The sequence below is a fragment of the Pseudomonas abietaniphila genome (assembly GCF_900100795.1).
GTDB classification, from domain to species: domain Bacteria; phylum Pseudomonadota; class Gammaproteobacteria; order Pseudomonadales; family Pseudomonadaceae; genus Aquipseudomonas; species Aquipseudomonas abietaniphila.
Genome location: NZ_FNCO01000001.1, coordinates 313,019 through 333,446 on the forward strand (window position 1 = coordinate 313,019; position 20,428 = coordinate 333,446).

General features: G+C 61.2%; 14 protein-coding genes. 11 read left to right on the forward strand and 3 right to left on the reverse strand.

The window, feature by feature from the left end; translation table 11 throughout:
- The first annotated feature begins 26 nt into the window (after nt 1–26).
- The 5 genes from BLS87_RS01250 (at nt 27) to BLS87_RS01270 (ending at nt 2,871) form a co-directional block, all read left to right on the forward strand.
- Nucleotides 27–269: a hypothetical protein gene (locus BLS87_RS01250; RefSeq protein WP_074749583.1), complete on the forward strand. Its 243-nt coding sequence runs from the start codon at nt 27–29 to the stop codon at nt 267–269.
- Between the two features lie 125 nt (nt 270–394).
- Entirely contained in the window at nt 395–1,069 is a 675-nt protein-coding gene (locus tag BLS87_RS01255; RefSeq protein WP_074749584.1) for an HAD family hydrolase, read from the forward strand.
- Between the two features lie 113 nt (nt 1,070–1,182).
- The gene (locus tag BLS87_RS01260; RefSeq protein ID WP_074750209.1) at nt 1,183–1,698 is read left to right on the forward strand and encodes a DUF1543 domain-containing protein; all 516 of its coding nucleotides are present in this window, start codon (nt 1,183–1,185) and stop codon (nt 1,696–1,698) included.
- A 205-nt stretch (nt 1,699–1,903) separates the two neighbouring features.
- Nucleotides 1,904–2,128 carry a DUF6555 family protein gene (locus tag BLS87_RS01265; protein ID WP_074749585.1) on the forward strand — a complete coding sequence of 75 codons (225 nt, stop codon included), beginning with the start codon at nt 1,904–1,906 and terminating at the stop codon, nt 2,126–2,128.
- A 269-nt stretch (nt 2,129–2,397) separates the two neighbouring features.
- Nucleotides 2,398–2,871, forward strand: a complete 474-nt coding sequence (locus BLS87_RS01270; protein WP_074749586.1) for a hemerythrin domain-containing protein — start codon at nt 2,398–2,400, stop codon at nt 2,869–2,871.
- 105 nt (nt 2,872–2,976) lie between these two features.
- Here the strand turns inward: BLS87_RS01270 and BLS87_RS01275 are convergent, their stop codons facing one another.
- Together BLS87_RS01275 and BLS87_RS01280 are read right to left on the reverse strand one after the other, a co-directional pair.
- A complete protein-coding gene (locus tag BLS87_RS01275; RefSeq protein ID WP_074749587.1) occupies nt 2,977–3,702 on the reverse strand; it encodes a Crp/Fnr family transcriptional regulator in 726 nt (241 codons plus the stop codon).
- A gap of 75 nt (nt 3,703–3,777) precedes the next feature.
- Nucleotides 3,778–12,456 (reverse strand): glycoside hydrolase family 94 protein, encoded by an 8,679-nt coding sequence (locus BLS87_RS01280; protein WP_074749588.1) that lies wholly within the window; start codon nt 12,454–12,456, stop codon nt 3,778–3,780.
- A 235-nt stretch (nt 12,457–12,691) separates the two neighbouring features.
- Here BLS87_RS01280 and BLS87_RS01285 point away from each other — a divergent pair, with 235 nt between their 5' ends.
- Complete coding sequence (locus tag BLS87_RS01285) at nt 12,692–13,348, forward strand: GNAT family N-acetyltransferase (protein WP_244165774.1); 657 nt, start codon at nt 12,692–12,694, stop codon at nt 13,346–13,348.
- Nucleotides 13,349–13,479: 131 nt separating this feature from the next.
- Here BLS87_RS01285 and BLS87_RS01290 read toward each other — a convergent pair whose 3' ends face one another.
- Nucleotides 13,480–14,466: an ABC transporter substrate-binding protein gene (locus BLS87_RS01290; RefSeq protein WP_074749590.1), complete on the reverse strand. Its 987-nt coding sequence runs from the start codon at nt 14,464–14,466 to the stop codon at nt 13,480–13,482.
- 618 nt (nt 14,467–15,084) lie between these two features.
- Between BLS87_RS01290 and BLS87_RS01295 the strand changes: the two genes are divergently transcribed.
- Genes BLS87_RS01295 through phnN form a run of 5 tightly spaced genes read left to right on the forward strand, consistent with a single transcriptional unit; the run spans nt 15,085 to nt 20,380 of the window.
- A complete protein-coding gene (locus BLS87_RS01295; RefSeq protein WP_074749591.1) occupies nt 15,085–15,933 on the forward strand; it encodes an ABC transporter ATP-binding protein in 849 nt (282 codons plus the stop codon).
- 30 nt (nt 15,934–15,963) lie between these two features.
- Nucleotides 15,964–16,713, forward strand: coding sequence for an ABC transporter permease (locus BLS87_RS01300; protein WP_074749592.1), 750 nt, complete (start codon nt 15,964–15,966; stop codon nt 16,711–16,713).
- A 5-nt stretch (nt 16,714–16,718) separates the two neighbouring features.
- Nucleotides 16,719–17,450 carry an ABC transporter permease gene (locus BLS87_RS01305; RefSeq protein ID WP_074749593.1) on the forward strand — a complete coding sequence of 244 codons (732 nt, stop codon included), beginning with the start codon at nt 16,719–16,721 and terminating at the stop codon, nt 17,448–17,450.
- Nucleotides 17,451–17,492: 42 nt separating this feature from the next.
- A complete protein-coding gene (nadC, locus tag BLS87_RS01310) occupies nt 17,493–18,329 on the forward strand; it encodes a carboxylating nicotinate-nucleotide diphosphorylase (protein ID WP_074749594.1) in 837 nt (278 codons plus the stop codon).
- Between the two features lie 5 nt (nt 18,330–18,334).
- Entirely contained in the window at nt 18,335–20,380 is a 2,046-nt protein-coding gene (phnN, locus tag BLS87_RS01315; protein ID WP_074749595.1) for a phosphonate metabolism protein/1,5-bisphosphokinase (PRPP-forming) PhnN, read from the forward strand.
- Nucleotides 20,381–20,428: the final 48 nt, after the last annotated feature.

A 20,428-nucleotide genomic window follows, 5' to 3' on the forward strand; every position in this document is an offset into this window, starting at 1 on the left:
TGACAGCTAACCCAAAAGGCGGCCTTATGAATAACGATCAATTCAATCAGTACGACGCTGAACAGTTTCACCACCGAGTGGCGCAGGAGCTGGGCATCACGTTCGAGGAGTTGAAGACCTGGATGATCAACGATATCGAGCGGGTCACCGAGGGCGGCAAGGACGTGGGGCATCTGGTGGTGTTCCGCGAGTCCACGCCGCCTGAGGTGCTTGAGCGGGTGAACAACAAGCAGAGTCAGTTCACGGCGATGGCTAAAGTGACCGCCTGATTCAGCCTGATGTTCAGATGACTTGAAATCGATCAGGCGCCCCGGTCTGAAGCCCTGCGCGCTTTCGCGCCATAGAGCGCTGTGAAGTGCTGGAAAGATCTGGCTTTTGAAGCAACGGAGAATGTATGCGACCGAAAACCTCGTTCATCTTTGACCTGGATGGCACGCTGACGGACAGCGTTTACCAGAACGTCGCCGCGTGGAAGGAAGCCCTCGACTCGGAAAATATTCCGCTGGCCATGTGGCGCATTCATCGAAAAATCGGCATGAGCGGCGGCCTGATGCTCAAGTCGCTTTCTCGCGAAACCGGCTTGAATATCAGCGAGGCGCAAGCCAAGCGTCTCAGTGACAGGCACGATCAAGCCTACGCCAGGCTGCAACACCAGATTATCGCGCTGCCCGGCGCGGCAGAGCTGCTGGACACGCTCACCCGTGAAAACCTCAAATGGTGCATTGCCACCAGTGGTGGTGCGGAAACGGCGAAAATCAATCTGAAGGCATTGGGGTTGGGTTTCGATGAGGTCGCCATCATCACCCGCGATGACGTGAATCACGGCAAGCCTGATCCCGATCTGTTCCTCGCGGCAGCCGACCGGATGGGCGTGCCGATTGAGCAGTGCGTCGTGGTTGGGGACGCCATCTGGGACATGCTCGCGGCCAGACGCTCCAAAGCAACGGGCGTCGGTGTGCTGTCCGGTGGCTATGACGTGGGTGAGCTGGAGCGTGCCGGGGCCTTGAGAGTCTACGACGACCCGCTTGATCTGCTCGATCACCTTGACGAAATTGCCTCCCGGTCTTGATCACCTTCCGGATGACGTTTGCCCGCCTTCAATGCGGGCTTTTTTGTGCGAGCTTATAGTGTGGGCTTGAAGAAGGATTTGCCCGTGCCAAACGGGCTTGAGGAGAGGTGAAGGTGCTGTTTGTCGTGTTGCTGGGTGGCAAGCACCCGAAGGCAAAGATTGAAGTGCATGACATCGCGGTCGTCGTCGGTGACAGCCTTGAAGCGACCTATCCGCAATTGCGCGAGGGCTGGTTTGGTGCTCAGGCCGGTCTGCACATCGACGCATGGATGGCCATCGAGGGCGTGGCGAACTGGAAGGTGGAACTGAGTCCGCTGGCGCCTCTTCCCGGATCGCCCCGCCTGTATCTGATCAACCTGGGCGGCTATGACGCGCGAGCCTTTGGCGAGGCGCATCACTACTTGGTCGTGGTGGCTCACAGCAAGAACGAGGCGAAGTCCAAGGGTAAGCGGCACATGCTCGCGAGCTGGGGACTGCCGCATACCGATGCGGTGATGGACGTCGACGATTGTTTGCCGATTGATCGGGTGGAAGGCCGTTACGTTCATCTGGTCGAAGGCGAGCACAATGGGGTGAAGCAGCAGAACGCCTATATCGTTTTACCTGCCGGGTCCCGGCTCGCCCTGTGACAGGCCGAGATTCGCAGAGACCCCGTAAAAATAGGCCAGGCTGCCCCGACTGCGCGATGCCGACGCTGAGGCACGCGTTTGCAACGGGGTCAAAATTCCGCGCCACTCAAACGAATGCCCGGTTTAATCTTCTGTTTTAAAAAGGGAATTTTTTCTGTGTCGAACAATCTTTGGCTTATCAGGACAGCAGCCAAGGAGAAAAAACATGGCGCAGGAAAAGCATTACCGCATCGACTATCTGCTCAACGGAAGCTACAAAACCTTCTACATTCGGGCGGCGAAGATGGACAACGCAGAAGCCTGGCATTGGGCAACGGTGGATGCTGGCATCGGGCAGTTGCCCAAGTACCGGACCGATCCGATCAATAAGCTCAGTAAGCCACAGGCCGAGAAGCACGGGATCACCGATGTCGAGTGGAAGACAGCGTGAGTACGCTGACGTCTCAGTTGCACGGTATTCACGCAGTTGTGTGCGATCCATTCGTCATGGCGCCGCTCGCCGGGCACGGCTATCTGCAACACCCGGTTGAGCAGATTCGTGCAGGACGCCCGATACCGTCTGGAAACGCATTTGTAAGCCGTTGATAAACCTGGGGAATGATTTACCGCCAGACTGGCATGCACGCTGCAACATCCTTTGTTGACTGAGAAGGATCGGCGAGTAGACCGATTCAACACCGTGATACCAGAGGACGAACCATGAACGCTATCGAACTGCTGAAAGCTGACCATGAGCGTGTTAAGTCGATTCTGACGCAGCTCAGTGAATCCACCGAGCGGGGTGTGAAGAAAAGGACGGACCTGCTCCAGAAGCTTGAGATGGAAATCACGATCCACACCAAGCTCGAAGAAGAAATTCTTTACCCGGCCTTTAAAGAGGCAGGCGGCAAAGAGCAGGACGTGATGTATTACGAAGCGAAGGAAGAGCATCGCACCGTGGATTCACTGGTGCTGCCTGACCTGAAGGCCACCGATCCCGCGACCCCTGAGTTTTCAGGTCGCGTCAAAGTCGTGAAAGAACTGCTGGAGCACCACATCGAGGAGGAAGAAACAGAGATGTTTCCTCAGGCGAATAAGTTGCTCGGCAAGGCCAGGCTCGATGAGCTGGGCGCGCAGATGGAAGCGATGAAGGCCAGCTATAAAAAGTCCATGGCCCCAAATATTGCAGCCTGAGTTGCAATCTTCAGGCCCGGCTCAATGCCGGGCTTTTTAATGGGCGCCGTTTAGCGACCTGTCTCGTGCTGGCCTGTTTTGCGTTGAATTCAGGGGGCGCTCGCACTATTCATCCTGACGACGGGTGTAGTGCAGCAGTCGATCGGTTTCGGTCTTGACCACCGAGTAGCACTCACAGCTCAGCCTTTCCAGGCGCGGGCGATCCAGGACAGTGATCTGCCCGCGGCTGTATTCGATGACGCCTTGGCGCTGAAGCTTGCCGGCTGCCTCCGTCACGCCTTCGCGGCGCACGCCGAGCATGTTGGCGATCAGCTCCTGGGTCATGTTCAGGTGATTTCCGGGCAGGCGATCCAGCGATAACAGCAGCCATCGGCACAATTGCTGATCGATGGAGTGATGACGGTTGCACAGGGCGGTCTGGGACATTTGCGTAATCAGCGCTTGGGTGTAGCGCAGCATCAGCAGGAGCAAATCGCCGTGGCGGTTGAATTCCTTTTTCAGCTTCTGCCCGGGAAGCCGGAAGGCAACGCCGGCGCTTTGCACCACCGCCCGACTGGAGGTGCTTTCGCCGCCCATGAACAGCGCAATGCCGATCAGGCCCTCGTTTCCCACCACGGCGATTTCGGCAGACGAGCCGTTTTCCGTGACATGCAGCAGGGACACGATGGCGTCTGTCGGGAAATAGACATGACGCAGGGTGTCCCCCGGTTCATACAACACCTCACCCAGATTCAGAGACACCTGCTCCAGGTGCTGCGCCAGCCGTTTGAGGTCATCGGCCGGGAGCGCCGCAAGCAGGTGATTGTGGCTGGGCTGGGGGGGAACAGACATGGCGAAGCACCGAAGGGGAAGGGGGGCGTGCCGGGTCAGGGTACTCCCCTGCACGCCCTCACAGGGGATAGTTCGTCAGTCAGCGACGACGGGCGCGTGGGCCCGCTCTTCAGGCCGGGGTGAGCGCGCCCGGCAGTCGACCCTGACCCGGTACTCGCCACCGTCATCGTTGAGGGTCAGCGCACTGTTGGTGACGGGCTCGCCGTCCAGCGTCATGGACGTTATCGCCGAACTGCCCTGGCGGATGTCGAAGTGGTACAGGGTGTTGCCGAAACGGTAGTGCAGCGTGAAGCCTGACCATTCAGGGTGCATCAGCGGTTCAAGCGTCAGGGTCTTGCCGATGCGTTGCACCCCGAGCAAGGATTCGACGATCAAACGGTACATCCAGCCAGCGGAGCCGGTGTACCAGGTCCAACCGCCGCGTCCTCCATGGGGCGGTGTGCCGTAGACATCTGCCGCCATGACGTAAGGTTCGACCTTGTAAGTGTCGATTCGCGTCAGGTTCGCAGGGTCGGCAGGGTTGATCAGCCCCAGCAGTTCCCACGCCTGAGTGACCTCTCCCAGTCGCGCGAAGGCCATGCCCGCCCAGACGGCCGCATGGGTGTATTGACCGCCGTTCTCGCGCACGCCGGGCACATAGCCTTTGATATAGCCCGGGTCCAGGCTGCTTGTATCAAACGGTGGATCGAGCAGCAGCACCGCGCGAATGTCGCGTTTGATCAGGTGTTCGTCCAGTGACTGCATGGCCTGACGCTGGCGGGCGGGCGAACCGGCTCCGGACAACACTGACCAGCTTTGGGCAATCGAGTCGATACGGCATTCCTGGTTGGTGGCCGAGCCAAGCGGCTGGCCGTCATCGAACCAGGCGCGCCGATACCAGGCGCCATCCCAGGCGTTCTGATCCAGCGCGCGACGCAACAGCTCCGCGTTGTCGCTGCAGCGACGGGAGAAGGCGAGATCACCGTGCAGGCGTGCCGTTTCGGCGAACTGCTCCAGCACCTGATAGCCAAAGAAACCCAACCAGACACTTTCACCCTTGCCCAGATGACCGACGCGGTTCATCCCGTCGTTCCAGTCACCGCAACCCATCAGGGGCAAGCCGTGCCGGCCGCGGCTGAGGCTGTGTTCGATGGCACGCACGCAATGCCGGTACAGCGACTCTTGCAGAGGAGAGGTCCCGGGTTGGTCGTAATAGGACTCTTCGCCCGCCACCAGTGGCCGTCCTTCCAGATAGCCGGCGGACTGATCCAGAACGCCGAGGTCGCCTGTCATTTCGACGTAGCGACTGGTGGCGGCGACCAGCCACAGGAAATCGTCGGAGCACGCGGTGCGCACGCCCCGGTTCATCGGTGGGTGCCACCAGTGCTGCACGTCACCTTCGGCGTATTGATGGCCGGCGCACAGCAACAGATGGGTTCGCACCGCCGCCGGATCGGCGTGAATCATCGCCATGCTGTCCTGCAATTGATCACGAAAGCCAATGGCGCCGCCCGATTGGTAGTAGCCACTGCGGGCCAGGAAGCGACAGGCAATGACCTGGTACATCAGCCAGCCGTTGACCATCACATCCACCGCAGGGGCAGGGGATTCGATGCGGATGACGCCCAGCACCGTGCGCCAGTGCTCCCGGACTTTCTGCAGTTCGGTCGCGGCCGCCTGGCTGCCGCGGAACCGTTGCACCAGCTGGGTGGCGGCCTCTGTCGACGTTTCCGCGCCCAGACGCAGAATGACTTCCTTGCTCTGACCGTCCGCCATGCTGACCTGTACTTGCAGTGCCGCGCAGGGGTCCAGACCGCCGCCTACACGCCCGGACAGGCCGGCGTGGCGCATGGCGGCCGGCGAGGCCAGTGTCCCGCTGCGCCCGAGGAATTCCGTGCGATCCCCGCTGATGCCGTGGTTGATCGTGTCGGTGTCGAAAAACGCCACCCGGTCGGAGAACTCCACTGAATACGCGTTGCGGGCAAACAGGGCACCACTCACCGGGTCGGACTGGGTCACCACGTGCATCGCTGACTTGCTGCGCAGATCGCCCAGCACCCATTCCGCGTAACCGGTGACCGACAGGGACCGGGCGCGCCCGGAGCGGTTGGTCAATACCAGCCGCGAGAACTTGATGGGCGCATCCAGTGCCACATAGACCCACAGCTCACTGTGAATGCCATCTTCTTCGTGTTCAAAGACGCTGTAGCCGAACCCGTGTCGGGTGCGGTAAGGCCCTGCGCCCGGGCAGGGCTGCGGTGTGGGCGACCAGAAGTGACCGGTCTCTTCGTCACGCAGGTAAAGCGCTTCGCCGGTGCGGTCGGTGACCGGGTCGTTGTGCCAGGGCGTCAGGCGAAACTCATGGGCGTTTTCGGCCCAGGTGTAGGCGCTGCCCGCTTCGGAAACCACGGTGCCGAGATGCGCGTTGGCCAGTACGTTGACCCACGGCGCGGGCGTTGGATGAGTGGCGAGGCCTGCGATGATGTACTCACTGCCGTCGGCGTTGAACCCGCCATAGGCATTGCCCAGCAGCAGATCAGGCGGGTCCGGTTGCGCCGCAGACGGCGCAGACAGGTGCTGCCGGGTCGCAACGAACGGGGCGTGCACGGGCGATACCCTGCGCCGATGAACCTGCTCGGCCAGCGTGCCATACCCTTCGCATAACACCAGCCGGGCGACCGACAGAACCAGCACGCGATCGTCGGCCGATATCTGCTGGGCCGGCCGAACGAAAATGCCGCCCGGACGATCCAGCAACGTGGCTTCGCTGCCCGAGGTGATCAGCCCCATGATCGCGTCTTGCAACTGCTGACGGTAGCCTGCCTGATCCTCATTCCAGATCAGCAAATCGACCATCAACCCTTTCTGCCGCCAGTAGGCATGGGCCTGAACCAGTTGTTGCACCAGTTCGATGTTGTCCAGGCTGGAGATCTGCAACAGCACGATCGGCAGGTCCCCGGAAATCGCCTGCCCCCACAGACCGGACTGGTTGCGTCGATTGGCGATCAGTACGGCGCTGTCGGCGCGCATCGAGGTGTTGGCATACAGCAACGAGGACGCCATCTGCTCGAACAAACGGGCGTCGGACAGTGACGCATTGAGTTGGCGCAGCAGCACCTGGCTGTGGGTCCAGGACAGGTCGAACACGCGGTCGGCCAGGTGGCGGTCGCGGTATTTGTTGATCAACGACAGGCACTCGTCTCGGCTGTCGGCCACGCCCGTGACCAGATCGATAGTGGCCTGCTGGCCGGGCTGCAGCGTGATTCGGCAGCGGATTGCGACCACGGGATCGAGCACCGGCCCGGCCGTGTCCGACAGCGCTTCGCAGTCGGCATCCAGTGCCTGGGGCGCGACCAGGTTGCGTCCTCGCCCGATAAATCGCATGCGGTCGGTCTCGTAGGAAATCGCATCGATGTCGACCCCATGCACGGCCAGGAAATGGCACATCCAGGGCGTTGGCTCATCGCTGGCTCGCGGTCTGCGGCTGCACACGATGGCCTGAAGCGAGCGCAGCAGTTCGGTCTGCACGAACAGCTTGCTGAAGGCCGGGTGCATGGCGTCGCTGCTTGAGGCAGTGAGCACGACTTCGGCGTAGGTGGTGATCTCGATGGTCTTTGGCGACGACGCCCGGTTGGTGAGGTGCAGACGCCGCAGTTCGATGTCCTCCTCGGGCGAGACAACGATTTCCAGGTGCGTATCGAAATCCAGATGACGGGCTCTGAACTCGGCGCGGGAGTCGCTGAAGATGGCTTCGTGGCTTTCAGGCTGTTGCAACGTGGGTTGGTGCGTCGCCGACCAGACGGTCGAGGTTTCGACATCGCGCAGATAACAGAACATGCCCCAGTTGTCCTGGGTGGTGTCCTCTTGCCAACGCGTCACCGCCATATCGTTGCGCCGACTGTAGCCGCCGCCACCGCTGGTCAGCATTACGTGGTAGCGACCGTTGGACAGCAGTTGCACGGCCGGGCGTTTGCGGCCCGGGTCGGCGAAGACCCGAAGCCCGGGGGCTTGAGGGTTGTCGCCGGGTATCGGTGACTGCGCGGTTTGCAGGTACGGTGCCGCCGCCTTGGGAACTCGCTCCTGCAGCAACAGCAACGCCGACTGCAGCGAGGGATCGGCTTCGAAGCGTCGCTGCATGGGTTGATTGAGCAACACGCTGCTCAGGGCCAGCAGGCTCATGCCCTGGTGATGCGCCATGAATGACTGAACAACCGCAAACCGCTGACCGCGCGGTAGCCGCGCCTCGGTGTAATCCACCGCTTCGTACAGGCCGAAACGGCCGGACGAACCTTGCTGGGCAAGGCGTTGCAGGTTCTTGCAGGCCGCGTCCGGATCAATCATCAACGCCAGTGCACTGGCGTAGGGCGCAATCACCACATCGTCGCTCAGCCCGCGCTTGAGCCCCAGACCCTGAACCCCGAACGCGCGGTATTGATAATTGAAATGGGCATCAAGGGTGTAATACCCCGATTCCGAAACGCCCCACGGAATACCCAGCGCATTGCCATGTTCGATTTGCACCGCTACGGCGGCGCGGCACGTCTGATCCAGCAAGCTGCCGTCGTAGTTGGGCATCACCAGCATGGGCATCAGGTACTCGAACATCGAGCCGGACCAGGAGAGTAAGGTCGGCGTCCCGGCGTTTTCGCCGAGTAACCTGCCCAGCGTGAACCAGGCCCGCTGCGGAATCTGTCCCTGGGCGATGACCACGAAGTTGGCCAGACGCACTTCGGACGCCAGCAGATCGTAATAACCGGTGTCGAGCCGCCTTTCGTCGACGTTGTATCCGATGAAAAACAGGTCTCGTTGACGGTCGTAAAGCAGCGAGAAATCCATCAGCGCCATCGATGCCGCGAGCTGACTCAGCCGTTCCAGCGTCTTAAGGCGCTCATCGGCGGCCCGGAGAACGCGCGTGACGTCGTCATGGTGGACGGCTTCCCAATCGTCGATGTTCAGGCACGCCAGCTGTCGCAAGGTCGGCGTCATCGGGAACACGCCCACCCGAGGCGGCGGGAGGCGGAAACGTTGCAGCTCCTGCGTCCAGTCGATGCATTGCCGGTTGAAGGCGTCTCGCCAATAGGTGCTGTCCTCATCGCTGCCGGGATGAACCCGTGAAGCCATGGCGCGCGCGGTGTGCAGCAGGTCGCTCAACGTGTCGGCGTCCGGCGTCAGCGCGGCCCGGTCAATTCCCTTCCTCAACTGATCCAGCGGGTCTTCGTCACCGCCGCTGGCACGTTGTACTTCGATCAGCGTGTCCAGCGTATCGCGTAGACCATTGAGCACCGTCACGCCGAACATCGGCGCATCCGGCAATTGCGCAAGGCCGGCTTGCAGGGTCAGCAACAGCCCCGCCAGGTTGCCGCTGTCGACGGTAGACACATACTGCGGCCGCAGGGGTTCGCGCGTCCGGGTGTCGTACCAGTTGTAGAAATGCCGCTGATGCCGTTCCAGCCCGTCCATGCTGTCGAGCGACGCGGCGAGCCGGGTCAGCAGACGCTCCGTGCTCAGGTAACCGAAGTCGTGGGCCGCCAGGTGCGCGAGCAACGACATGCCCATGTTGGTCGGCGAGGTGCGATGGGCGATGGCGGGTTTAGGGGCTTCCTGGATGTTGTCGGGCGGCAGCCAATGGTCGTCGGGCCCGACGTACTGGTCGAAGAAGGCCCAGGTCTTGCGTGCGAGGATGCGCAGGAACCGCAGCGCCTCGGTTGACGGTGTGAACACCGATTGACGGGGAGGCGAGCTGAGGCGCCAGGCGACCCACGGCCCGAGCAACCACGCCAGCAGCAGCGGGGCGGCAATCCCCAGGGTCAGCGGATTGTTGCACAGCACGGCGACGGCGATCGCCACTGTCGTTGGCGCGACCCACATCAGCCGGTAGAACCCGCCCAGCCGACTGGCGGCATCGCGCTCCACCTCTCGGGAGGGCTGCCATTGCAACAGCAGGCGTCGGCTGAAACCCAGCCGCCACAGCGACCTGAGGATCGCGTCGGTGCTGTAGAACATCTCGAATGGCATCCAGGCCAGCGTCAGGCAGGCGCGGGCGAGATCTTGCCCCAGATCGCCCGCCATTGCCTGGACGTGTTGCCGATAGGGTACGGCGGACGCCGGTGGCTGCATCAGTTCGGTGAGTGCGCGAAGCAGCGGCTGAATCACCAGCAATCCGACGACGGTCAGCGTCCAGCCCAACGGAGCGTTGCTGAACAGCCAGGCCCAACCCAGCATCAGCATCGTGGCCAGGGGTTCGAGACTGCGGCGCAGGTTGTCGAGGATTTTCCATCGAGCCATGACGCCGAGCCGGTTGCGCGCCCACCCGCCGCTGGCATCGCGCGCCCAGGGCGATAGCCACGGCAGCAGCTGCCAGTCGCCCCGAATCCAGCGATGCCGACGTTTGACATCAGCGCCATAGCGCGCGGGGTATTGCTCGTACACTTGCACATCGCTCAGCAGGCCGGAGCGCGCATAGCACCCTTCGATCAAGTCGTGGCTGAGGATCTGGTTGTCCGGCAGGCAACCCTCCAGCGCGCAGGTGAACGCGTCCACGTCGTAGATGCCTTTGCCGATGAACGAGCCTTGCTGGAACAGGTCCTGGTAGACGTCCGACACCGCACGGGTATAGGGATCCACACCGGCATCGCTGCCAAACAATTGTGCATAGGCCGAGCGGGTAACGCTGGTCAGGCTGATGCCCACGCGCGGTTGCAAAATGGCGTGACCGGCGACAATGTGCGCCCCCATGGCATCGAACACCGGCCGGTTCAGCGGGTGCATCATTGCTGCCACGCAGTGGCGCGCGGCGTCCCGCGGCAATAACGTGTCGGTGTCCAGGGTGATCACGTAGCGAACGCCCAGCAACTGATCGACGTCTCCGACGATGGCGTTGAAAGACGCGCGCCCGCTGCCGCGTAACAGCGCGTTGAGTTCGATCAGTTTGCCGCGCTTGCGCTCATACCCCATCCACACCCGCTCACTGGGATTCCAGGCACGTGGTCGATGCAGGAGGAAGAAACGATCCTCGGGGCCTTCACCGCCTTCACCGCCTTCACCGCCTTCAGCGTATTTTAGGTTGAGCCGAGCGATTGCCTGACAGGCGTGGGCGAGCAGTCCGGCGTCCTGCGGCAAGGTCTGCTCGGCGGCGTCGAGAAAATCGCTGAGCAAGGCGAAGCGCAGATGCGCATCGCGGTTGGCGAGAAACCGCACTTCGAGGCCTTCGACCAACTCGTCCACATCGGCCAGGTTTGCGATCAGGGTGGGGATGACCACCAGCGTGCGCGCGTCGGCGGGAATCCCGCGCTCGTAATCCATTTTGGGCAGCACGGAGGGCGACAGACTGAAGGTCACCAGCCAGTTGATCAGGCTGATCGCCAGGCGGCTGGTCATGATCAGGCAGGGCACGGCCAACACCAGCAGGGCGATGTCCGGCATGCGGTCCCGGTGTGCGGAGGCGAGTAAGGGCGCGGCGAAGATCATCGTCAGCAGCGACACCGGCGCCAGGTAAAACAGCAGCGGCGAGCGCTGTAACAACCGTTTCCAGCGCTCATGAATCGGCACGCGGGCATTCAGCCTGCGCTCCAGCAGCGGCAGCCCCGCGCTGACCAGGTAATAGCCGATATGACGCGCCAGCACTTTGCAAGACACCGAGGCGGCTTCGGCGGTGGCGAGATTGACCACCACGCGCGCCACCTGGATTTCCGAGTGCTGCGGACTGCGGCGTGCCAGTCGCTCGATGACATGCCGATAGCTGTCCCGGGTGCCGAAATCCATTGCCCGGTAAACGGCGGCAGGGTCTTCGCTCAGGATTTGCTCCACGTGGCTCATCGACTCGACGAACTCTCGCCAGTCCGTCGCTGACAACAGGCGCAGGCTGCCGATGCTGTTGCTGATGGAAACCTGGTCGGCCGCCTGCTGCTGGGCATCGATCTGGACCTGGCGCTCGATGCTTGAGCCTGTCTCGCCGAGCATCTGTTCGATCCAGTTCAGCGGCAGGGCGAGGGACGCGCTCTGCCCCTGCAAGCGTCGGGTGAACTCGGCGACAAAGGCTGGCGACATGGGCGGTGCGGACCTCGCCATGTCGGCGACGGTCAGCACCAGGCTCTTCACGTCGCGCTCGGAGGTCTCGATCAACCGCTCGGCCCAGTCATCGGCCAGGTTTCGGTCGTCAGCATTGGCCATGACCCGAGAAGCGACCCTGCGCAGGTTTTCGATCAGCGCCAGTCGCAACATGATGGGGATCGCCCAGAGCTCCCCGAGCGCCAACGGCATGACCGTCTGATAGGAAAAGATGAAGCGGCTGAGGCTTTGTTCGTCGACCCGTCCGTCACCATGGGAAATGGTTTCCAGGGCAATGTCGTAAACCCTTGGCAGGCCGGCGGAGGCGCCATTCATCAGCCGGGGCAGTTCTCGGCTATAGCCTTTGGGCAAGTGAGTCTTTGCGGTGCGGATGTGGTCTTCGATCAGAAAAAAGTTGTCCAGCAGCCATTCCGCTGCCGGCGTGACCCGCCGACTGGACAGTTGTGCCTCGGCCAGCGCCGCAAAGCTGCGCTTGAGCAGCGCCTCGTTATCGTCCAGCCTGCCGAGCATCGCGTCCCGCGCAGACAACGCCGTGAGCCGATGCTGCCTGGCCAGTGCAATCCCGTGCTCTGCCATCTGATCGGCACTGAACAGCTCGGAGCGCAGAATCGGCTCGTATTCGAAGCGGGGAAGGGCAAATGAACCGGTCCGGTAAAACCCGGACGAGCGAGCAGCCACTCTCCGTATGCGTGTCCATATGCTGTTCATAAGGTCCTGAGCCTGAAACGCACGGAGGTGAATGCGTGCATTTTGAAAGGTGCACCGACGTCATGCGCCAGCGCGAGCAGCGCCTTATAGGACGAAGCTTTGCAGCGACGAGTGTGGAGTTCTCAAGCATTCTGCGTCTGTGCGCTGGCCCACATAGCGTTGTCAGGCTAACGGAGTAAGGGCTACCGGCGCGCCCTTTACCACGACGCCTTGAAAGTGACCGACCATCCGTTACGTGTGCGACATCGCTGAAATTCTCCCTGCACTGATCGTTATAAGCCTAAGGTCAGCAAGGAGGTTACTGGGTCAACTGGGGGTGTTAGACATGGCTTACGATGCGAGCATTGTGACAAGGTTCGATGACGAGACCAAAGCACTCAACGGGGATTACTGGCTTGAGCCCATGCAGGATGGAACGCCGATGTTGATCCGTGAGCTGGCGGCGCGGGACCGTGAACGTGACCTTGTTTTCTTTGAAGGGTTAGGGGCGGACACGCCGCATTTTCGGTTTCTGGCCTCTTTCAGCGAGCGTGAAGACACCCATGACCAATTGATGGATGTGAGCTTGCCCAACCGCATGGCCTACATCGCGCTCGCGTACGAAGGCAAGGAGTTGAAAGAAATCGGCAAAGCGCGTTACGGGGCGTTCGAAGGAGACGCTCATTGTGAGTTTGCCGTGGCGGTGTCCGAACAATGGCAGCGCAAAGGGGTTGCTTCCGCGCTCATGCAACATCTGATGGACACGGCCAAACGGCAGGGTTTTAAAAAAATCTCCTCGATGGATGCGTCCAACAATCAGCACATGGATCTGTTGGCGAAAAGCCTCGGGTTTACCTGCCGAAATAACGATGAGCACGGTTCGAAAATCTTTCACGAATTCGTGCTGCAGTAATCGGCTCGGCAATGGATGACGGCCTGGAGCGAGCCATCCATTGTCTGCCGGTGTTTACCGTCCATGCGGGCTGTTTAATGCCCGCTCGTTTTCTGACTTCGTTCAGCCATGCGTCCGTGGACCGTCTTTGATCAATGCAGCAGGTCACTCGGCAAATAAGACTTGTCCATGATCGCTGCCCAATCCACGTCACCCTTCAACTCGCCGTTAAGCCGCAGGCCGTCGGCCATGCGCTCCATTTCCACCAGGTTGAAATCACCTTCACTCCACATGTGTGGCGCAATCATGTTGTCCACGGCTTCTTTGGCGACTGCCGGATCAAGCTTGAAGCCCTTGGCGAGGATGTCGGCGGCGTGTTGCGGATTGTCGTAAATGGCGTTGACGCCCATTCGGCGGCCTTCGATGATCGCCTTCAATTTGTCCGGGTGCGCCTTGGCGAACTCGCGGGTGGTGATGCCGACCGAGGTGGTCATGGGGGGCAGCAGGTCGCTGGACTTATAGAGTGTGGCGTATTGGTCCTTGCGCAGAATCGACAACGGTTCGATCAGCACGGCGGCATCGACGGCTTTTTGATCCAGCAGGGTCAGCCCGTTCACATAACCGCCGGAGGCCACCCGGGTGACCTTGTCTGCGTCGATGCCCTTGGCTTTCAGCGACATCAGCAGCAGCATTTCCGACACGCCTTTGGGCGAGGTGATCGCGACTTTTTTGCCGTCCAGCTGGGCGATGTCTTTCAGCGCAGAGCCCTTGAGGGTCACCACCGACGATTCGGCCACCGACCGGGTGCCGATGTTGACGATGACCAGGTCCAGACCTTGCCGTTGAGCGGCCAAGGCAGCGGCCACTGCCACCTCACCGTACGGTGTGTCGCTTGCCAGAATGTTGCGCACCGTGGTTCCGCCTCCGCCCGAACCCAGGATGCCGGTAATATCGACACCGGCCTTTTTGAACAACCCGTCTTCCATGGCCACGGCGTAGGGCAAGCCATAGAGACTGGTGCCCCATTGGGTCACGGAGATTTCATCGGCGTGTGCAATCGAGGCCACCAGCGACAGCGTCGCGAGGCTGGCAACGGCGAGCTTTCTGGTTGAGCGGAACAGGGCTTGCTGTGCGGTCATTCTTGAAACTCCTAATAGCATCAGTGTGCTTGGGTCATGGCAAGAATCAGGGCTGAGCGGTGTTTTTTTAGTTTCTGTACGCTATTAAGAATCTCGGAGCAAAATGCAGGCCAACGCCTTAATTCACGTTCAAGGCTTGTCTGCGTTTTTTTAACTGTTTGATAACAAAGATTTAAATGGTTTTTTCATAAACGAGCCACCTGTTGTCCCGAGTTTGAGGTATTGCCCCTTAAACAAGTGTGTACGTTGATTCGTGCGCGATTAGCGGTCAGGGCCGATGGCCGGGGGGCAGGCAGACGCGGCGTCCTGCTTTGGTGCGGCAGCTGTCGCGAGGGCACTACACTGGAGCGAATAGCGTATACGCACTAAAAGACCTCTGGAATGCCTGTGCATAAAGACGTCGCTTATTAAGCGTTTTCGGATTAATTAAACGTCATAAAAATTTTTAAGTCGTTATAAATCAATCATCTGTTTTTATTGTATTTATACTTTAAAAACCTTGTCGCCTTTCTGGCGTCTATTTTGCTACTCCTCTTATATCTAGCGTATGCATTGTAATTTTAACGCTTTCAGCCTTAGCGGGCTCAAGGGTCACCAGCCGGTTCGGAGGAGTGAAGAATGACGTTTGCATTAAAAGGTGGTTCGGTCGAAACGTTGCGGGTCACTGCGCAAACCCGGACGCCGCATGTCACCCTGAGTCAAGTGACTCGCTCATTCAAAAAGGCTGGGGCCCGCGAGATGTTCGCAGCGCTGGGACCTATCGATCTGACGCTGAACAAAGGGGAATTCTTTTCCGTTGTCGGGCCTTCGGGCTGCGGAAAGTCCACCTTGATGGACGTGCTCTCCGGGCTTGCCCGTCCCACGTCTGGCGAAGTGATGTTCGAGGGAAAAGTGATTTCCAGCGTGCCGGACGGCGTCGGTGTGGTGTTTCAGGAAGACGCCTCGTTTCCGTGGCTGACCGTGCGCGACAACATCGCTTTCGGGCTTCGTCGCAGTGGTGTCGATGGCCCCGAAGTCGAGCGCCGTGTTGCCTATGCGCTGGGGTTCATGGGCCTGAGGGATTTCGCGGGCGCTTACCCGGCCCAACTGTCCGGCGGCATGCGCCAGCGCGTGTGTATCGCCCGCACGCTGGTGATGCAGCCACGGCTGATTCTGATGGATGAACCCTTCGGCGCCCTGGACCAGCAGACCCGTCTGCTGATGGGCGATGAGTTGCTGCGGCTGTGGCGCGAAACCTCCGCCACGGTATTGCTGATTACCCACGCGCTGGACGAGGCGGCAATGCTCTCGGACCGGGTCGGGGTGATGTCTTCACGGCCCGGGTTGTTCATCGACATGGTCGAGACCGGCTGGGATCGCGACCGCGACAGTCGCGTGGTGTCAACGCCGCGATTTGGCGAGATCAATGCGCGTCTGTGGGAAAAACTGCGGGTGGAAACCATGAAGGTCATGGGCACGCAGCACTGATCTGGCCGAGCCATTGTCGAGGACGTCGATTTGAATACCGAAAGCGTGCTGCGGTCCGCGTTGGTCGCCGGTTTTATCGGGCTGATCGAGTTGCTGTGTCGCACTCATGTCATCCCGCAAAGCGTATTGATTCCGCCTTCGCAGATGTTCGCCCATCTGCTGGCGCTGATGTCGGCCGGTCATTACGGCAACGACATCCTGTTCAGTTTCACCAACATTCTGGTGTCGGCGTTCATCGCCATCATCAGCGGATTTTTCATCGGCCTGGCGGTGCATTCGATGCCGCGTTTTCGCGCTGCACTGGAGCCATTGCTGGCCAGCTACTACGCCGTTCCGACGTTCATTTTCTATCCGGTGTTCATCGTCGTATTCGGGGTCGGTCATGGCTCGATCATCGCGATCGCCGTGTTGCTTGCCATCGTGGCGATGATCACCGCGACGCTGACCGGCCTGGACCGCATTCCCCACGTATTGCGTAAAAGCGCGGCGGTGATGCGCATGTCGCGGCTGGAGACGGCCTGGCGCATCGAGCTGCCCGCCGCGTTGCCGTACCTGTTCGGCGGGGTGAAGCTGGCCGTGGCGTACGCGTTCATCGGTGTGATTGCGTCCGAGTTCATCCTGTCGGGGGCTGGCATCGGTTACGCCATTGCCTTCGCTTACAACAACTTTGAAAGCGACAACATGTACGCCCTCATGTTGCTGGTGTTGATCAGCGTCACGTTGATCAATGCGGTGCTCAACTTCTTCGACCGTCGCTTGCAAGCGCGTCGTCAACGGTGACTGCCATGCAGAGATTTTTTCCGACCTGTTTACTGGTGATCGCGCTGATCGCCGCGTGGCAGCTGTTGCACATGGCGATAGGGGCGGGAGCCCTCACATCGCCCTGGATGACGCTCACGCATTTGCTGTCGATGATGGGCACGGTCGAGCTTTGGGTAAACGTCGGCGAAACCGCCAAGGCGTTTGCCTACGCCATGAGCCTCGCACTGGTCGGCGGCATCGTCCTTGGCGTGCTGCTGGGGGTGAACCGGCTGGCGGGCGCGGTCGCCGAGCCGATCCTGCTTAACCTGTACGCCATTCCCAAAGTGACGCTGTACCCGCTGGTGCTGCTGTGCTTCGGGCTTGGGCTGTCCTCGAAAGTGGCGTTCGGCGTGATGCACGGGCTGATCCCGATCCTGCTGTTCACCATGAACGCCATCCGCCAGATGCGCCCCGTGTACCTGCGCACGGCCGGCACCCTTCGGCTGACGCCGATCCAGTCGCTGTTCCATGTGCTGCTGCCGGCGATTCTGCCGGAGATCGTGGCCGGCGTGAGACTGGGTTTCGCACTGACACTGCTTGGCGTGCTGATCGGCGAGATGTTCGCCTCGCAGCGCGGCCTGGGCTACATGGCCGTCAATGCGATGGGCCTCGGCGACATCCCGACGATCATGGCCGTGGCGCTGTTGCTCACGCTGATTGCCGTCACCTGCAACAGCTTGATGCTGATGCTCGACAAGAAACTGCAGCACCGATAACTGACGTTCACCGAACTGTATCCACACTTAGGGGTAACCACGATGTATGACGTATTCCAGACTGACCGCCTCATCGATCTTTGGCTGGCCGAAGACATCGGTTATTGCGACCTGACCGCCCAGGTCATGATCGAGGCGGACGAAGTCGGCGCTTTCTACATGAATGCCCGCGAGACATTGATCGTTTCCGGTATCGACATTGCGGCCCGGGTCTTCAAGCGTTACGACCCGACGCTGGAAGTGATTGTCCGCGTCAAAGACGGGCAGAAGATCGAAGCGGGCACCGTGATGATCGATGTGCGCGGCAACGCTCGCAGCGTGCTGACCGCGGAACGCACCGCGCTGAACATCGTGCAGCGCATGTCCGGCATCGCCAACGAAACCGCCAAGTACGTGGCCGCTGTTGCGGGGAGCAAGGCTCGCCTGATCGACACCCGCAAAACCACACCCGGTCTGCGCATGCTGGAGAAGCACGCCGTGACCTGCGGTGGCGGTTTGAACCATCGTCTTGGCCTGGACAACGGCGTGATGATCAAGGACAACCACATCGCGGTGTGTGGCGGTATCACCCAGGCGGTGCAACGCGCACGTCGTCAGTTGCCGGTGCTGACCAAGCTGGAAGTCGAGTGCGACAGCCTGACCCAGGTCGCCGAAGCACTGGAAGCCAACGTCGACGTGATCATGCTCGACAACATGAGCGTGGTGGACATGACCGAGGCGGTGAAGATGGTCAACGGGCGCACCAAACTGGAAGCGTCAGGCGGCATCAACCTGTCCACCATTGGCGCCATCTCCATGACCGGTGTCGACTACATCTCCACCAGCAAACTCAACCAGGCGGCGGTCTGTGTAGACATCGGTCTGGACGAAGCGGAGTAAGGCACATGGCGCAGGGCATCTTCTTCTTTGTTGTCGGCCCCAGCGGAGCCGGTAAGGATTCGTTGATCGAAGGCGCCCGCGCCCACCTCGGTGACACCGGTGGTTATGTGTTCGCTCGCCGCACGATCACGCGCCCCACCGGCGCGCCGGGCGAGGATCACAACGGCGTCTCCGAGGCTCAATTCCGGTCGTCCGTGAGCGCAGGGGAATTCCTCATCACCTGGGATGCTCACGGGCTGTCCTATGGTTTGCCAGTCGATCTGCTCGCTGCGTTGAACGATGGCTGCAACGTCATCGCCAATGGCTCGCGCAAAATGATCCGCGAGCTGGCGCGGCGGGTGCCGAGGCTGATCGTCGTGGAGGTCACGGCGTCCACCGACGTGCTGGCAGCGCGGATTCTGGCTCGCGGGCGGGAAACCGCGCTTGAGGCGCGGGCGCGGGTCATGCGTCAGGTTGAGCCGTTGCCGGTGGACATCGAAACGATCCGCGTCAATAACGACGGCGCACTGGAGCAAGGGATCAACGCCTTTGTTCGCGCGTTGGCCAACGCCACCCAGCGCGTTCGGTTGCGCCGTGTGCCCTTGTCTACCGGGCTTGAGCGGGTGGCTTATTTGCCTGTCAAAAGCGCTGTTCTGTCGGTGGCGGATTACCTGGGGGGATCGAAGGTGGACCTGCTGGCCGACGACACCTCCTTGAGCGTGCAGATTCACGGCCTGGACGCGGCGGGACTGCTGGCGGCGAACGAGATCGGCTTGAGCGAGGAGGCGTTCTCGCACTGGGGCGTGGCCGAGGGCACCGAGATCGCCCTGCGCCGTACGCCATCGCCGGCCAGCCGCCAGGCGTTGATCCAAAAAGTCCAGGGTCACGAGCTGGGCGAAACGGAATACGAAATGCTGCTGCGCGACATCATTGAAGGGCGCTATACGGACGGTGAAATCAGTGCGTTTCTGGTCAGCGCCACGCGCAGCCTGTCCGATGCCGAAGTCATCGCCCTCGCCAGGGTGCGCAGCCGCTTCACGCCGACCATGCAATGGGAGCGTCCCATCGTGGTCGACAAGCACTCGATGGGCGGTGTGCCCGGCAGCCGCATCACACTCCTGGTGGTGCCCATCGTGGCCGCCCACGGCATGGCAATGCCCAAGACTTCATCGCGCGCGATCACGTCGGCGGCGGGCACGGCCGATGCCATGGAGTCGGTGGCACGTGTGGACCTGACCACCGCCGATGTTCAGCGCTGTGTGCAAGAGGCCGGGGCGTGCATCGCCTGGAACGGCCGGCTCAATCACTCGGTGGTCGATGACGTCATGAACGCAATCACCCGGCCACTCGGGCTGGACTCCAATCGCTGGTCGGTCGCCTCGATCCTGTCGAAGAAGCTCACGGCAGGTTCGACCCACGTGGTCGTCGATCTGCCGTACGGCCCGCGCACCAAGCTCAAGACCCAGGCCCAGGCGAGGGAACTGGGTGACCTGTTCGAGCGTGTCGGGGCGGGTTTGGGGCTGACCGTGGTCGCCTTCGCCACCGACGGCAGCCAACCGATTGGCCGGGGCATCGGGCCGTCGCTGGAGGTGCGTGACGTGCGTGCGGTGTTGGCCAATGAGCCAGCGGCGCCACAGGACCTGCGCGACAAGGCGGTGTTCTTCGCGGGGCAGATTCTGGCGTGGGACCCTGCCGTGGGCAGCGTGGAAGCCGGCCGTGAACTGGCCGAAAAACTGCTGGCGAGCGGCGAAGCCAATGCCGCCTTCGAGCGGATCATTGATGCGCAGGGCAGAAAGACACCGGTCTTGCCCAGTGCATTGACGGTTTCGGTCTGCGCCACGGCTGAGGGACGGGTGACCGAGCTGGATGGCTGGCGGATCGGCGAGATCGCCCGACGCGCAGGCGCTCCGGCGGATAAGTCCGCAGGTATAGACCTCAAGGTCGGGCAGGGTGATCACGTGAAGCCGGGGCAATGCCTTTACGTGATTCATGGCTCCAATGGCGCAGACCTTGAGTCGGCGAGCGTGTTGGCACAGATGAGCGATGGCGTGACGGTTGCGCCCACGTCGTGATCCGCGCCCGGCGTCAACCGGGCTTTACACGAGAACCGAGGTGAGCAC

What these genes read in the sequence shown, in the direction of transcription:
- BLS87_RS01250 (WP_074749583.1), top strand. Translation starts at nt 27, where the DNA reads ATGAATAACGATCAATTCAATCAGTACGACGCTGAACAGTTTCACCAC.
- BLS87_RS01255 (WP_074749584.1), top strand. Translation starts at nt 395, where the DNA reads ATGCGACCGAAAACCTCGTTCATCTTTGACCTGGATGGCACGCTGACG.
- BLS87_RS01265 (WP_074749585.1), top strand. Translation starts at nt 1,904, where the DNA reads ATGGCGCAGGAAAAGCATTACCGCATCGACTATCTGCTCAACGGAAGC.
- BLS87_RS01270 (WP_074749586.1), top strand. Translation starts at nt 2,398, where the DNA reads ATGAACGCTATCGAACTGCTGAAAGCTGACCATGAGCGTGTTAAGTCG.
- BLS87_RS01275 (WP_074749587.1), bottom strand. Translation starts at nt 3,702, where the DNA reads ATGTCTGTTCCCCCCCAGCCCAGCCACAATCACCTGCTTGCGGCGCTC.
- BLS87_RS01280 (WP_074749588.1), bottom strand. Translation starts at nt 12,456, where the DNA reads ATGAACAGCATATGGACACGCATACGGAGAGTGGCTGCTCGCTCGTCC.
- BLS87_RS01290 (WP_074749590.1), bottom strand. Translation starts at nt 14,466, where the DNA reads ATGACCGCACAGCAAGCCCTGTTCCGCTCAACCAGAAAGCTCGCCGTT.
- BLS87_RS01295 (WP_074749591.1), top strand. Translation starts at nt 15,085, where the DNA reads ATGACGTTTGCATTAAAAGGTGGTTCGGTCGAAACGTTGCGGGTCACT.
- BLS87_RS01305 (WP_074749593.1), top strand. Translation starts at nt 16,719, where the DNA reads ATGCAGAGATTTTTTCCGACCTGTTTACTGGTGATCGCGCTGATCGCC.
- nadC (WP_074749594.1), top strand. Translation starts at nt 17,493, where the DNA reads ATGTATGACGTATTCCAGACTGACCGCCTCATCGATCTTTGGCTGGCC.
- phnN (WP_074749595.1), top strand. Translation starts at nt 18,335, where the DNA reads ATGGCGCAGGGCATCTTCTTCTTTGTTGTCGGCCCCAGCGGAGCCGGT.